The following is a 14,514-nucleotide window of genomic DNA, read 5'->3' as shown; positions in this document are numbered from 1 at the left end:
ATCGGTTACAAATAAAATTTCGGCAATCCATTAAATCAAACATTAATTCAGTGTTAAAAGCGAGATCTGTTTTATGTATCTCACTTCTAACATTTATAATCTATTTTAGAAATACTCGTTAATTGGACCATAGGCATGGAAGAAACCTGTTTCCAAAACGGTATTTACATCGGCCTTTGATTCTGCAACTTTTGTATCAACAAGCATCTGACCAATTGCTTTTGAATTTTTACCGTACGCAATCGCCAAATTAGCTCCAACACTATCTATTTGATGCAGTTCATTAAAAAACTTCTTTAAATGATCGGCTTTCTTCACATCACGAACAACAGATTTCCAATAGATTTTTAGGGTTGGCAGTTCTCCCAGTAAGACCGCACAATCCATTTCGATATTCTCAGTTGGAATGTACTTCGCGTTTTCCAAATCATAAACTTCTGTAATTCTGCCTTTCTGATATTTGAAAATACCGTTCTTTTGAGAACCATCAGCAAACTGACCACCTTTCACTTCATTATCAAATAATTGATTCAAGGTTGCATGCGACAATTTTTCATCCGGAAATGAAGGTTGCATACTCTCCAAAATAAATCGGGTAACGTCAATGCCCACATAATCCAGCAATTGAAAAATTCCCATTGGCCGCACCAGCAAATCCCGGCTTATGGTATCAATTAGGAAAAAGGCCTTTGCCCATCCTTCTGTTTTTGCTAATTCTTCGGCCAGATTAAGCGCATACAAAGCATCACGCATAAAGTGCCCATTTCCTATAAAACCGGCAACATCTCTTGATTGAACGACAATTTTGCGCATCGATTTGGCTAAATTCACCGAGAAGGCTGCTAAATCATCATTCGTATGATCCGTTTTAATGATCTCCAGCAATTTTTGAATTACCGGAGGATTGTAAAAATGATAACCAATAATATCTCCATTTAAACCAGCTTCCTTTTCGATTTCACCAATAGGAATGGATGAAGTATTGGTTAAAAACCAAGCATCAGGATTATTTTTTTTGATTTGAGAAAACAATTTTACTTTTAGAGCTTTATCCTCTTTTATGGCTTCAAATATCAATTGTGAGCCATAAGCCGTTTCTATACGGGTTGATGTTTGTATCATCTCCATCACATCATACACAAACTGACTGATAATTTCATCATTATCAATTAAATCCTCACGATCCTCGTACCAGGTTCGTAATTCTACTATGTTTTTTTCCGCGTGCTTTACCAATTGTGATTTTACGTAACCCAACAAACTGTTTAAAGCAGATTGTGATACATCAACAGCGTTTAAAACAAAGTCTTTATCTTCTTTTTTGCCAATTTTCAATTTGGCCATTTCAAAAGATAATAAGACAAGAATACCGCTTCCCATTTTTCCTGCGGCACCTAAAACACTAACATTTTCCATTTTTCGGATCAAATCCATATTACTTATTGTTTAAATTTTGATTTTACTATTATTTAATATGATACATGTTTCCCATTTGAGTTAAATCAAAAACCCATCTGCACTTCCTGCTTATTGTTTCGAAAACAATAAATCTCCCTACAAATTTTGATTATTACCAGTTTGGTTTGCGCTTCTCCAAAAAGGCGCTAATGCCTTCTTCCCTTTCGGTCTGATCCTCCTTAAAAAGACGGCCAAATTCTTTGGATTCCATCTTACCTGCATCTTTGCCCGATAATTCCATACCATCGCGAACCATTACTTTTATTAACCTTACGGCATTAGGACCTTTAGAAGCTATTTTCTCAGCCAATTCCAAACTTACTTCCAGAAGTGTTTCCGGTGGCGCCAATTTCTGAACGATTCCCAATTGATAGGCTTCGCCAGCTGTGATGCCTTCCCCAAGCATCATTAAATACATGGCATTTCCAGCTCCAGCCAAACGAGGCAATCTTTGCGTACCATTAAATCCGGGTATCAGACCCAAATTCACTTCAGGCAAACCCAACCTGGCTTTTTCACTGGCTACACGTATATCACATGAAAGTGCCAATTCCAACCCTCCCCCAAGGGCAAAACCATTAATTGCAGCAATAACCGGTATCTCCAGATTAGCAATCTGATCAAAAACCTGTTTTCCTATTTCAGAAAAATCGTAGGCTGCCTGCGGAGAATATTCCTGCATGGCTTTAATATCAGCACCGGCAACAAAGGCTTTGCCCTCTCCCGTAATTACTAATACTCTAATGCTTTGGATAATTTCTTTGCTGCTTAAAAAACAGGTCAGCTCTTTAAAAACACCCTCGTTTAAGGCGTTCAGGGCTTCAGGACGGTTAAGAGTCAAAATTCCTATTTTGTCTCTCTTTTCAAATTTTAAATAATTAAAGTGCATGTGTATATAATTCAATTATAGTTGTCACATGGAACTTATCATGCTTTGAATTTTAAATTTTAAAATAAAATTCACCGTTATTCAAAGATGAAGGTTTCATAGGTGTGTTATGAGACGTTTTTTCATCTACATATCTAAATATAATAAAAACTCTTAACATTCAAAAGGTAAGATTTCTGACTTACATGCCTTTAGCTCACACCCCCAACATTTACAATGCTTTAAGAAAATAAAAAAAGTCAAAAAAAGACCCTTAATTCTTTTTATTCACTTTAGCAAAATAAAAAAGCCTGATCCGTTAAACGAATCAGGCTCTGTATCATGAAATTATAAATTAAACGGCGATTTTCTTATGCCATATTGTGGTAAACATTCTGAACATCGTCGTTGTCTTCCAATTTTTCCAGCAATTTTTCAACATCTGCAACTTGTTCCTCAGTCAATTCTTTTGTATCCATTGGAATTCTTTCGAAACCTGATGAAATTACTTCAATTTCGTTCTCTTCCAGGTAAGCTTGTATTTTTCCAAAATCAGGGAAGTTGCCGTAAAGCATGATTCCTTCCTCCTCTGCAAATACTTCCTCTACTCCTATATCGATTAATTCGAACTCCAATTCTTCAATATCCTGACCTTTGTTTTCAATCTGAAAATGACATTTGTGTTCAAACATGAATTCAACACTACCGGCAGTACCTAAACTACCTTTGCATTTTGAAAAATAAGAGCGAACATCTGCTACCGTTCTGGTGTGGTTATCGGTTGCCGTTTCAACTAAAACAGCAATACCATGCGGAGCATATCCTTCGTAAATAATTTCCTTATAGTCCTTCTGGTCTTTAGATGTTGCTTTTTTAATTGCTCTTTCAACATTATCCTTAGGCATGTTTACTGCCTTTGCATTTTGAATAACTGCACGCAAACGAGAATTCGTTGCCGGATCAGGGCCACCTTCTTTTATTGCCATCACGATATCTTTTCCAATTCGTGTAAAGGCTTTGGCCATCTTATCCCAACGCTTAAACTTTCGCGCTTTCCTAAATTCAAATGCTCTTCCCATAATTTATGTATATAATATTTTGCGCAAAAATAGCACATGTTATCCAATCTGTAAAACGAAAGTACATTTTTTTTAAAGGAGTGAATTATAAATGTTGTGTTTCAATGATTTATTTACAGCACAAATTGCATTTCATTTTTCTGTTTTCGATTTCTCTGCGCAACGATAAAGCATGAAAAAGCTCATTGTTTGAATGAGCTTGAATTCGTATTTTTAGCGATACTAAATCAAACAAATAACAACCCTAATCAAATGAAAAAGATTATCATTCTGTTTTCTGCGGCATTGCTACTGTCCTCCTGCGGAAATCAAGTAAAAATGGATAAAAAGGCTGATGTCTCTGCTATTTCGGCCAAAACCATAGCTCAGGTAACTGATGAGCTTGGAAATTCGAATTCAGGCACAAACAAATCCCTTATGGAAAAAGGCGTAAAACATGTTGCCAACCTGTGGCGCAACAGTGATGGTTCAGAAGAAGATTTTAAAACCTTCTGTAAAGAAAACTATATCTCCGATCAGGCGGAAAGAGAACTTGTTTTTCAAAAGATTTCAAGAAATATGGAGATCATCACCGGTAATTTCAACAAAATTACTCTTGAGTTACTGAAACCGGTGCACTTGAACACCTTCGAACAACATGCTATTGACAATGCATTTGGTGCTTACAGCGTAGATTCGCACTGGATGAATGATTTTTACCAAAACAAAATTGCTTTTATTATTGCCTTGAATTTTCCGCCCTTTAGTTTGGACGAAAAAGAAGCAAATGCTAAAGAGTGGACTCGTCAGCAATGGGCTTATGCCCGTTTGGGTGATTATTTTACTGCCCGCGTTCCTGCAGAACTTTTACAGGAAGCCGGTAAGGCTGCTGCCGAATCGGATGTTTACATTATGGATTACAACATTTATGTGGGTCATTTAACTGATGCTGAAGGAAATCGTTTCTTCCCTGAAGACAAAGTTCTTTTGTCGCACTGGAATCTGCGTGATGAGCTTAAAGCCAACTATGCCAACAAAAAGGATGGTTTGGAAAAGCAGAAGATGATTTATCAGGTGATGCAGCGCATTATTTCTCAGGAAATCCCTGAAAAGGTGATTAATAATGGGAATTTGGAATGGGATCCGTATACCAATCTGGTTTATCAGGATGGAAAAACAATTGAAGCAACACCTGAACCAAATGAAAGATATCAGCAAATTCTGAATAATTTCCATGCCAATAAGGCAATCGATCCTTACTATCCGGATCAAAACACCTTCATCAAAAGACAATATGATGGTGCCAAAGAAATATCTGCGGAAGCAACTGAAAAAATCTTTACGGATTTTATGCGCTCCGAGGAAACTAAAAAAGTTGGTGAACTAATTCAGCAAAGATTAGGTCGTGATTTGGAACCTTTCGACATTTGGTACGATGGTTTTAAGGCCCGCAGCGGAATGGATGAGTCGAAGCTGGATGCCCAGACCCGCAAACTGTACCCTGACGCGGCTGCTTTGGAAGCTGATTTACCAAATTTATTGGTGAAGCTGGGTTACGATAAGGAAAGAGCACAATGGTTGGGAGCTCATATTGCTGTTGATCCGGCAAGAGGCTCGGGACACGCCTGGGGTGGTGCTGCCAAAGGACAAAAGGCTCACCTGCGTACCCGAATTGGTGAAAAGGGCATGGATTACAAAGGGTACAACATTGCAGTTCATGAGTTTGGGCACAATGTGGAGCAAACCATATCGCTTTATGATGTAGACAACTTTGTGATGAATGGAGTTCCGAACACCGCATTTACGGAGGCTTTGGCTTTCATTTTTCAGAAAAGAGACCTGTTATTGTTGGGAATTCATAACGATTCACCTCAGGAAGATGCTTTAAAAAAGCTTGATTTATTCTGGAGTGCTTACGAAATAATGGGTGTTTCGGTATTGGATATCCGCATGTGGAAATGGTTGTATGCAAATCCGGAAGCCAATTCGGCACAATTGCGCGATGCTGCCATGCGAATTGCAAAAGAAGTTTGGAATGAGTTCTATGCTCCTGTTTACGGAGTAAAAGATCAGACCATTTTGGCCGTATACTCACACATGCTGAACAGTCCGTTGTATTTATCGAACTATGCATTTGGAAATATAATCGAGTTTCAATTGGAGCAGCACTTAAAGGGAAAAAGTTTCCCTGCAGAAGTAGACCGAATATTTAAACAAGGACGTTTGACTCCTAACCAATGGATGGTTGAAGCTACGGGTAACGATTTATCAGCGCAACCTTTATTAAAAGCGGCTAAAGAAGCTTTGGAAGAATTGAAGTAATAAACTTATTAAAATAGATGATTGAGACTGTTCCGAAAGGAATGGTCTCTTTTATTTTTAGGCCTAAAAAAACGTGTTTACTCCTTAATCACAACTGTATAATCATAAATATTGCATAAATTCAATGCTTAGTTGCAATAAATACATATCGAAAAACCTGCACACTTCAAGCAAAAAGGGAAAATCCATTAAAAAACACGGAAAAATGAAAAAATACTTCAAGCTCACACTAATCAGTTTAATCATATTAATAATATTAGCAATTGAACCTCTGTTGGATTCAATTTTAAATATTTCAGGATTGGAAGACTCCTTGCTGATTGAGCAAAAAAACAATCTGCTAATAATCGCTTTTGCATGGCTCATAATTGAAGTAATCAGAAGAATTAAAACAATGTTTTTAAAAAGGTTTGATATCTCTAAGGAGGACAATCTTACATCCAGAAAATTACATACGCAATTCAATATTCTGGAAAAGGTACTCGTATTTATTATTGTACTTTCTGCCACAGGATTGATATTGCTTTCCTTTGAGAACATCAGGAAAATTGGAATTGGTATTTTTGCCTCGGCAGGATTGGCAGGTGTTATAATAGGTATTTCGGCACAGAAAGTTGTTGGCACACTATTGGCCGGAATTCAGATTGCAATTACGCAGCCATTCAGAATTGACGATGCTGTTCTTGTTGAAAATGAGTGGGGATGGATTGAAGAAATCAATTTAACCTACGTAGTAGTCAGACTGTGGGATCAAAGGCGTTTGGTATTGCCATCAACGTATTTTTTAGAGAAACCATTTCAAAATTGGACCCGAAACAATGCAGATATTATTGGTTCTGTTTTTTTGTATACCGACTATACAATTCCATTTGATGCTTTAAGAAAGGAACTAACAAATTTGTTAACTAAAAGTAATTTGTGGGATAAAAAAGTAAATGTACTTCAGGTAACCGATTCGAAGGAAAATACCTTGGAAATAAGAATACTTGTAAGTGCTAAAAACTCGCCAACAGCATGGGATTTAAGAGTTTATATCCGGGAAAAAATGATCGAATTCATCCAAAACAATTACCCGAACAGTTTGCCTAAAACAAGAATAACTATTACTGATAAAAACAGCACAGAAACACAAAGTCAAGATTAAAGCAGTTGACCGTAAAATAAGACTTTTACATGTAATGATCTGGCAGCTGTAAATGATACAAGAGACTGTCCCGCAAGGGATGGTCTTTTTTCGCTTTTACTTGATTGGAATTCATCCTGATATGAAATTTAAATTGAAAAGCTTCCCTCTCACCTTGGCACCCCAATTTCTCAGATGGGAATCCCTTCGGCTCAGAGCTGAAAGACTTGCTTATTGAGAGGAAGCACCGGAAAGACCATAAAATAGGATTCTGGTAAGAGTACAGATGAACCGACTACTCTCGGTGTAACTCCGTGCCCTCGTGGTAGAAAAATCTGATAAATAGTACATAGAAGAGATTAAAATAGAATTGAGCACGGGGAAAAACAACAAGATGGCTTTCGTTTTTGGATAAATAATCCTGTTGCTCAAAAGCCCTCTGATAACAAATCGTAATAACCGGTGGATGAAAAACATTTCACTAAAAGTTCCTTATTACTTTTTTTGTTAAATTAGGCGCTTAAACAAAATTAAACCGCAACAAATGAAAAAACTATTACTTGGAATCCTGCTACTGTGCAGTGTTTCTGCATTTGCAAAAGAGTTTACTGAGGTAATCGAAGCTCCTGGTAAAACTGCTGACCAACTCTATTCTTCTGCCCGAGAATGGTTTGCTGAAACTTTTAAATCTGCTGATGATGTTTTACAGATGGATGATCCCGTTTCTGGCAAACTTATAGGAAAAGGATTTGACAAGGTTCCTATAAAAGCGGCAGGAATGATAGTTGAAATAAAAATGCAATACACAATTAAGATCTTTGTGAAAGATGGTAGGTTTAAATATGACATAGCAAATATTAGAGTTGGCGAATTAGCAACATCAACATTAGAGGAATATGAATTAGCTTGTTCCCCGGAAGGGGCTAAAAAAGCTTTGATAGATGCAGGAATGAAAAACCCAGGAAAAAAAATAATTGAAAAAACAGCAAGCAATAATAAAATCAACTACCCCAAATTTGAAGAAGCTATAAAAAATATCGTAGCTGATTTAAAAATAGCAATGAAAGGAGCTGAAGATGATTGGTGATATATTGAAATATCAAATTGGTGAAAAAGGAAAATAACTAAACTACGAAAGACGAGTTTTTCGATAAATTACCCCAACCCTTAAATAAATCAACACAAATGGAACCAGTATTCTTCTTTATTATTTTTGCAATAATTATTACAGTTTTACTATCAGCAGTTTTTTTCAGTAAAAAAGCCATTATTAAACGAAAGCTAAAAAAATCGGAGCTTCGGAAAATTGCAGATTTTAAAGATGGTGAGCTGGCAAGAATTGTTGGAACAGTTGAATTTGTTGATGCTCCCCTTCTATCTCCTCTTTCGAACCGTGAATGTGCTTATTACTATGTGCATGTTGAGCAAAAAGTGGCATCAGGCAAAAGTTCAAAGTGGAAAACAATTATTGAAGAGGAAATATCGAACAAATTTTTAATTAAGGAAGAAACCAGCTATGCATTCATAAACGACAAGAGGATTAAATCTTACATTGTTCAGGACGAAAGTTATTCTACCGGATTTTTTTCGGATGCTACCGAAAATCTTGAAAACTATTTAAACAGCAAAGGATATAAAAGTGAGGGCTCTTGGGGCTTTAATAAAACACTTCGGTACAAAGAAGGAATTTTGGAACAGGGAGAAAAAGCAGCTGTGTTTGGAAAGGGAGAATGGAAAGATGCGGCAAGTCTGAACCTGCCTGAAAAGTACGGACGGATTCTTGCAATTACATCCAGCACTGAGGATGCCATTTACTTAAGCGATGATCCTGATACTACAGAAAAAAATGCCGTAAAAATCAGTTCTTCGGAAAAACCCAATACAAACACCAGAAGAGGCCGTTATAGAAAATAAGCTGCGGGTTCACTATTGAATGCGGCTAAGGAGAATTTTAGGCATTAAAAAACTCAAAATACAAACAAGAGCACAAAGCTTACCGTACAAAAGTTTATTGTGCATATTTACAGATATCTTAAGAACAAAAAATGACCCAGGGCAAACCTACATATCAAGATCTGGAAAAAGAAATAATCAAATTAAAGCTTGAATTAAAAATTCAGGATAAAATGATTAATACAATCCCGAATCCTTTGTTTGTAAAAAACAAAGACTTTATCTATACCAATTGCAATGATGCTTTTGCCGCTTATCTGGGTCTGCCCAAAACTGAAATTATAAATTCAAGTGTTTACGATATTGCACCAAAGGAACTTGCCGACAAGTATTACCTTGCCGATTGCGAATTACGTGACAGTCTGGAAAATCAAACCTATGAATGCAATGTGAAATATGCTGACGGAACTTTACATGATATCATTTTTCATAAGGCCAATATAACTAATGAGAAAAATGAGTTTTGCGGAATTGTTGGTATCATGCTTGACATCACTGAATATAAAAATGCAGAACAGGCGCTGAAAGAAAACCAAAAGCACTTAATAGAACTTAATGCAACAAAAGACAAACTTTTTTCAATAATTGCGCACGATTTAAGAACGCCGTTTTCCAGCATCTTAGGATTTTCGGAATTGTTGATTGAAGACGCAAAAGATTTTGATGAATTAGAAACAGAAGAGTATTTAAAGTTAATAAATACAACTGCCAAAAGCACTCTTGTTTTACTTGACAATTTATTGAGTTGGGCAAAATCACAAAGCGGGCAAATAATTTATAAGCCAAAAAAAATAGTTTTATCATCCATTATCGAAGAGACAATAAAAAATTCCAATTCAACGGCAAAAATTAAAGATATATCTATAAATCAGATTCAAACTGATAAGATTGCGGTTAATGCCGATGAAAATATGCTGAAGACTGTTTTACGAAATCTTATTTCCAATGCCATTAAATTCACGAAATTAGGAGGAAGTATTAGTATTTCAGCAATTCAAAAACACAAACAAGTCGAAATTTCTGTTTCGGATAATGGAGTTGGGATTAATAACGAAACTCTTAAAAAACTATTTGATCTTTCTGAAAATACAACTTCCAAAGGTACTGAGAAGGAAAAAGGGTCTGGACTGGGATTGATTCTTTGCAAAGAATTTGTGGAAAAACACAAGGGCAGTATTTGGGCTGAAAGCGAAATAGGAAAAGGAAGTATCTTTAAATTTACCCTGCCTTTATACAATTCAAAATAAAGTGCAAACAAACTGTAAGCAAATAAAAACCGTGTTCTTCATTTTTTTCTAAAAACAATACTAATTTAATTTTCACAGAAAATGCCAGACATTTACAGATACTCTATTTTAAAGGATATTGGCCTGATTATTCAATATCATCAAAATAATATCACTAAAAACAAGATGCAACAGCTAAAGAGTGATATTATTAATGACAAAGATTTTGATCCTAAGTTTGGTTTTATTGTTGATCTTAGAAATGCAAATATAAATTTGACAGAAGATGAGTTGTTGGAATATGGCAATTGGGTGAAAGAAAACGTAAAGCTAAAAGGACTAATGCGGCTTGTTTTGCTAACCTCTACACCCGACCATGTTGCGAAAACGATCCTGTTCACTTTAAATGAAAACATATCACCACTTCAATACAAAACATTTAGTACTGTAGAGGCCTCAATTCGATGGCTTAACATTGACAATTGCCATCTGGACTATGTGACAAGAGCAATCGAAAAATTATTTGTCGACTAATAATCTATTTTTGTCCTCCACCGCTCCAAAGAAATATTCAGTATAAAAAGTATTTATCATGGGCAGCCAATAAAAGATGTCGCAGACAAAGGTAATTCCGACTAATTTTGTTATTATTAGGAATTGTTTTAAATAGTGATATCCAAGAATGACCGCAACAGATACATCGAGTGTTCCGAAAGGAAAAATAAATAAAAGTGGTTTACAAAGTGCCTTCAGACTTTACAAGTACATTAAACCATACCGGGGACAATATTTTTTAGGGATTTTTTTTTTATTGGGTTCTAGTTTGGCAAGTTTGGCTTTCCCTAAGCTCTTAGGCGATTTGGTAAACTCAGGCAATAATACTACCCTGGAGCAAAGTTTGAGTCAAACCGCTGTTTTAATTGCCTGTGTATTGATTCTTCAAGCCACCTTCTCCTATTTCCGCATTGTGTTGTTTGTGAACGTAACAGAAAGATCCTTAGCCGCACTGCGGCAAGCAACCTACCGCCACTTAATAAAGCTTCCATTGCAATTTTTTGAACGGCGAAGAGTGGGAGAACTCAACAGCAGAATATCGGCAGATGTGGTGTTGCTGCAGGAAACAATGACCAGTACTTTGGCTGAATTCATCCGCCAGATTATCGTAATTACGGGCGGAATCACCCTCTTGGGGATTATCTCGATAAAACTGACTGCCTTTATGCTGATTACACTGCCGCCAACCATGATTGTTGCGAGGTTTTTTGGCCGGTTTATTCGAAAATTCTCCAAAGATGTGCAAACAAAATTAGCCGATTCAAACACAATTATTGAAGAAACACTGCAAGGCATACAAAGTGTGAAAGCTTTTACCAATGAGTATATTGAAATTGCCCGTTACAAAAAGAAAACCTTGGAAATAGCCGATTTGGGCATCACCCGAGGCAAATACAGAGGGGCATTTTCCTCTTTTATTATTCTCGGACTTTTTGGTGCCATTGCAGCTATGGTATGGCAAGGCTCCCGTTTACTGCAAGCGGGCGAAATGCAGGCCGGAGATCTATTTTCCTTTGTAATTTATTCTGTTTTTGTGGGTGGTACTATCAGCGGATTGGCCAATGTATACACCAATATTCAGAAATTTATTGGTGCAACCGAAGATCTGTTCAAAATCTATGATGAAGAACCTGAAGACATTCAAGATGTCAATGATATAGATCCTAAATTCAAAATGCAGGGAGAAATCAGCTTGAATAACTTGAATTTTGCTTACCCTTCGAGAAGTGAGCAAAGGGTTTTAAACAATATCAATTTAAAAATTGAAAGCAATAAAATGATTGCTCTGGTTGGGCATAGTGGTGCCGGAAAAAGTACCATGGCTTCGCTCCTGCTGCTGCTGCACATGCCACCTAAGAACAGCTTGTTTTTTGACCAGCATGATAGTCACGATTTCCCCTTATCAGCTTTACGAAGTCAGATTTCATTAGTGCCGCAGGATATTTTTCTGTTTGGTGGAAGCATCAGTGAAAACATAGCTTACGGAAAACCGGGTGCCAGCGATCAGGAAATCTACGAAGCTGCACAAAAGGCCAATGCCCTGGAATTTATTGAACGCTTTCCTGAAAAATTCGAAACCATTGTCGGCGAACGCGGCACACAACTTTCAGGCGGTCAGCGCCAAAGAATTGCCATTGCCCGTGCGATTCTTAAAAATCCTAAAATTTTGATATTGGATGAAGCCACCTCCTCGCTGGACTCCGAATCGGAAATGCTGGTTCAGGAGGCTCTCGAGAAACTGATGACAGGAAGAACATCCATCGTGATTGCCCACCGATTGTCGACAATAAGAAAGGCTGATGAAATTGTTGTAATGGAACAAGGCGAGATTGTAGAACAGGGCACGCACGAGGCCTTAATGAATATTACGGATGGAAAATACAATAAACTGATTCAGCTGCAGTATTCGAATTAGAAATAAAAATAGACGCAGATCTTTATGATTTTATAAGATCTGCACTGATTATAAGACAAGAGAAATAAAGGTGCAGAGCACCCTGGTATTTGTAGCAACAGCCATTTTCATGATTTTTAGGTACAGAGTACCGTGGCATTATCTGTAAATACCAGTAAGAGCATGGCCAAATATCGATTCGTATTAATAAAAGCTGTGGTGCGCTGCACCTTTTTTAAAATCCAGCTTGTAATTTCTACAAATATTTCGCAGCGCTGCTGCTTTTCCCTTTCCTTGAATATTTTTTGAATACAAATTACCGAACGAGAATAAAGTGCAGAGCACCATGGTATTTGAGACGCAGATCTTTATGATTTTATAGGATCGGCACTGATTATAAAACATGAGAAATAAAGGTGCAGAGCACCGTGGTATTTGTAGCAACAGCCATTTTTATGATTTTTAGGTACAGAGTACCGTGGCATTATCTGTAAATAACTAGTAAGAGCATGGCCAAATATCGATTCGTATTAATAAAAGCTGTGGTGCGCTGCACCTTTTTTAAAATCCAGCTTGTAATTTCTACAAATATTTCGCAGCGCTGCTGCTTTTCCCTTTCCTTGAATATTTTTTGAATACAAATTACCGCACGAGAATAAGGTGCAGAGCACCATGGTATTTGTAGCAACAGCCATTTTTATGATTTTTAGGTACAGAGTACCGTGGCATTATCTGTAAATACCAGTCAGAGCATGGCCAAATATCGATTCGTATTAATAAAAGCTGCGGTGCGCTGCACCTTTTTTAAAATCCAGCTTGTAATTTCTACAAATACTTCGCAGCGCTGCTGCTTTTCCCTTTCCTTGAATATTTTTTGAATACAAATTACCGAACGAGAATAAAGTGCAGAGCACCATGGTATTTGAGACGCAGATCTTTATGATTTTATATGATCGGCACTGATTATAAAACATGAGAAATAAAGGTGCAGAGCACCGTGGTATTTGTAGCAACAGCCATTTTCATGATTTTTAGGTACAGAGTACCGTGGCATTATCTGTAAATACCAGTAAGAGCATGGCCAAATATCGATTCGTATTAATAAAAGCTGTGGTGCGCTGCACCTTTTTTAAAATCCAGCTTGTAATTTCTACAAATATTTCGCAGCGCTGCTGCTTTTCCCTTTCCTTGAATATTTTTTGAATACAAATTACCGCACGAGAATAAGGTGCAGAGCACCATGGTATTTGTAGCAACAGCCATTTTTATGATTTTTAGGCACAGAGTACCGTGGCATTATCTGTAAATACCAGTAAGAGCATGGCCAAATACCGATTCGTATTAATAAAAGCTGCGGTGCGCTGCACCTTTTTTAAAATCCAGCTTGTAATTTCTACAAATACTTCGCAGCGCTGCTGCTTTTCCCTTTCCTTGAATATTTTTTGAATACAAATTACCGAACGAGAATAAAGTGCAGAGCACCATGGTATTTGAGACGCAGATCTTTATGATTTTATATGATCGGCACTGATTATAAAACATGAGAAATAAAGGTGCAGAGCACCGTGGTATTTGTAGCAACAGCCATTTTCATGATTTTTAGGTACAGAGTACCGTGGCATTATCTGTAAATACCAGTAAGAGAGTGACCAAATACCGATTCGTATTAATAAAAGCTGCGGTGCGCTGTACCTTTTTTAAAATCCAGCTTGTAATTTCTACAAATACTTCGCAGCGCTGCTGCTTTTCCCTTTCCTTGAATATTTTTTGAATACAAATTACCGCACGAGAATAAAGTGAAGAGCACCATGGTATTTGAGACGCAGATCTTTATGATTTTATAGGATCGGCACTGATTATAAAACATGAGAAATAAAGGTGCAGAGCACCGTGGTATTTGTAGCAACAGCCATTTTTATGATTTTTAGGTACAGAGTACCGTGGCATTATCTGTAAATACCAGTAAGAGCATGGCCAAATACCGATTCGTATTAATAAAAGCTGCGGTGCGCTGCACCTTTTTTAAAATCCAGCTTGTAATTTCTACAAATACTTCG

The 14,514-nt window shown here is 37.0% G+C and carries 12 protein-coding genes; 7 read left to right on the top strand and 5 right to left on the bottom strand.

Going from position 1 to position 14,514, the window contains the following annotated elements; genetic code table 11:
• Positions 1–105: 105 nt before the first annotated feature.
• The 3 genes from BZG01_RS19655 to BZG01_RS19645 form a co-directional block, all read right to left on the bottom strand.
• Entirely contained in the window at positions 106–1,434 is a 1,329-nt protein-coding gene (locus BZG01_RS19655) for a 3-hydroxyacyl-CoA dehydrogenase family protein (protein ID WP_101311549.1), read from the bottom strand.
• A 136-nt stretch (positions 1,435–1,570) separates the two neighbouring features.
• Positions 1,571–2,347 (bottom strand): enoyl-CoA hydratase/isomerase family protein, encoded by a 777-nt coding sequence (locus BZG01_RS19650; RefSeq protein WP_101311548.1) that lies wholly within the window; start codon positions 2,345–2,347, stop codon positions 1,571–1,573.
• Between the two features lie 350 nt (positions 2,348–2,697).
• Positions 2,698–3,405: a YebC/PmpR family DNA-binding transcriptional regulator gene (locus BZG01_RS19645; RefSeq protein WP_101311547.1), complete on the bottom strand. Its 708-nt coding sequence runs from the start codon at positions 3,403–3,405 to the stop codon at positions 2,698–2,700.
• A gap of 252 nt (positions 3,406–3,657) precedes the next feature.
• On the opposite strand from BZG01_RS19645, the gene BZG01_RS19640 reads away from it, so the two are divergent.
• The 7 genes from BZG01_RS19640 (at position 3,658) to BZG01_RS19610 (ending at position 12,478) form a co-directional block, all read left to right on the top strand.
• Complete coding sequence (locus tag BZG01_RS19640; protein WP_101311546.1) at positions 3,658–5,706, top strand: gluzincin family metallopeptidase; 2,049 nt, start codon at positions 3,658–3,660, stop codon at positions 5,704–5,706.
• Positions 5,707–5,911: 205 nt separating this feature from the next.
• Positions 5,912–6,850, top strand: coding sequence for a mechanosensitive ion channel family protein (locus BZG01_RS19635; protein ID WP_218973173.1), 939 nt, complete (start codon positions 5,912–5,914; stop codon positions 6,848–6,850).
• A 523-nt stretch (positions 6,851–7,373) separates the two neighbouring features.
• Positions 7,374–7,916, top strand: coding sequence for a DUF4468 domain-containing protein (locus BZG01_RS19630; RefSeq protein ID WP_101311544.1), 543 nt, complete (start codon positions 7,374–7,376; stop codon positions 7,914–7,916).
• Positions 7,917–8,014: 98 nt separating this feature from the next.
• The gene (locus BZG01_RS19625) at positions 8,015–8,743 is read left to right on the top strand and encodes a hypothetical protein (RefSeq protein WP_101311543.1); all 729 of its coding nucleotides are present in this window, start codon (positions 8,015–8,017) and stop codon (positions 8,741–8,743) included.
• A 131-nt stretch (positions 8,744–8,874) separates the two neighbouring features.
• Positions 8,875–10,029: a PAS domain-containing sensor histidine kinase gene (locus BZG01_RS19620; RefSeq protein WP_101311542.1), complete on the top strand. Its 1,155-nt coding sequence runs from the start codon at positions 8,875–8,877 to the stop codon at positions 10,027–10,029.
• Positions 10,030–10,110: 81 nt separating this feature from the next.
• The gene (locus BZG01_RS19615; RefSeq protein WP_101311541.1) at positions 10,111–10,542 is read left to right on the top strand and encodes a hypothetical protein; all 432 of its coding nucleotides are present in this window, start codon (positions 10,111–10,113) and stop codon (positions 10,540–10,542) included.
• A 148-nt stretch (positions 10,543–10,690) separates the two neighbouring features.
• A complete protein-coding gene (locus BZG01_RS19610) occupies positions 10,691–12,478 on the top strand; it encodes an ABC transporter ATP-binding protein (protein ID WP_101311540.1) in 1,788 nt (595 codons plus the stop codon).
• Positions 12,479–12,987: 509 nt separating this feature from the next.
• On the opposite strand, the gene BZG01_RS21665 is transcribed toward BZG01_RS19610, so the two are convergent.
• Together BZG01_RS21665 and BZG01_RS21660 are read right to left on the bottom strand one after the other, a co-directional pair.
• Positions 12,988–13,152: a hypothetical protein gene (locus tag BZG01_RS21665; RefSeq protein WP_180327402.1), complete on the bottom strand. Its 165-nt coding sequence runs from the start codon at positions 13,150–13,152 to the stop codon at positions 12,988–12,990.
• A gap of 403 nt (positions 13,153–13,555) precedes the next feature.
• Positions 13,556–13,720 carry a hypothetical protein gene (locus tag BZG01_RS21660; RefSeq protein WP_180327402.1) on the bottom strand — a complete coding sequence of 55 codons (165 nt, stop codon included), beginning with the start codon at positions 13,718–13,720 and terminating at the stop codon, positions 13,556–13,558.
• Between the last annotated feature and the right edge of the window lie 794 nt (positions 13,721–14,514).

The sequence above is a fragment of the Labilibaculum manganireducens genome, from assembly GCF_002843385.1.
Lineage (GTDB): Bacteria > Bacteroidota > Bacteroidia > Bacteroidales > Marinifilaceae > Labilibaculum > Labilibaculum manganireducens.
Note: the sequence above shows the minus strand (reverse complement) of the source record. Positions and strands in the feature narration are given on the sequence as shown.

Bases quoted from the DNA above. Each gene is read 5' to 3' on its own strand.
- BZG01_RS19635 (WP_218973173.1), top strand. From the start codon at position 5,912: ATGAAAAAATACTTCAAGCTCACACTAATCAGTTTAATCATATTAATA.
- BZG01_RS21660 (WP_180327402.1), bottom strand. From the start codon at position 13,720: ATGGCTGTTGCTACAAATACCATGGTGCTCTGCACCTTATTCTCGTGC.
- BZG01_RS19630 (WP_101311544.1), top strand. From the start codon at position 7,374: ATGAAAAAACTATTACTTGGAATCCTGCTACTGTGCAGTGTTTCTGCA.
- BZG01_RS21665 (WP_180327402.1), bottom strand. From the start codon at position 13,152: ATGGCTGTTGCTACAAATACCATGGTGCTCTGCACCTTATTCTCGTGC.
- BZG01_RS19645 (WP_101311547.1), bottom strand. From the start codon at position 3,405: ATGGGAAGAGCATTTGAATTTAGGAAAGCGCGAAAGTTTAAGCGTTGG.
- BZG01_RS19620 (WP_101311542.1), top strand. From the start codon at position 8,875: ATGACCCAGGGCAAACCTACATATCAAGATCTGGAAAAAGAAATAATC.
- BZG01_RS19610 (WP_101311540.1), top strand. From the start codon at position 10,691: ATGACCGCAACAGATACATCGAGTGTTCCGAAAGGAAAAATAAATAAA.
- BZG01_RS19615 (WP_101311541.1), top strand. From the start codon at position 10,111: ATGCCAGACATTTACAGATACTCTATTTTAAAGGATATTGGCCTGATT.
- BZG01_RS19650 (WP_101311548.1), bottom strand. From the start codon at position 2,347: ATGCACTTTAATTATTTAAAATTTGAAAAGAGAGACAAAATAGGAATT.
- BZG01_RS19640 (WP_101311546.1), top strand. From the start codon at position 3,658: ATGAAAAAGATTATCATTCTGTTTTCTGCGGCATTGCTACTGTCCTCC.
- BZG01_RS19655 (WP_101311549.1), bottom strand. From the start codon at position 1,434: ATGGATTTGATCCGAAAAATGGAAAATGTTAGTGTTTTAGGTGCCGCA.
- BZG01_RS19625 (WP_101311543.1), top strand. From the start codon at position 8,015: ATGGAACCAGTATTCTTCTTTATTATTTTTGCAATAATTATTACAGTT.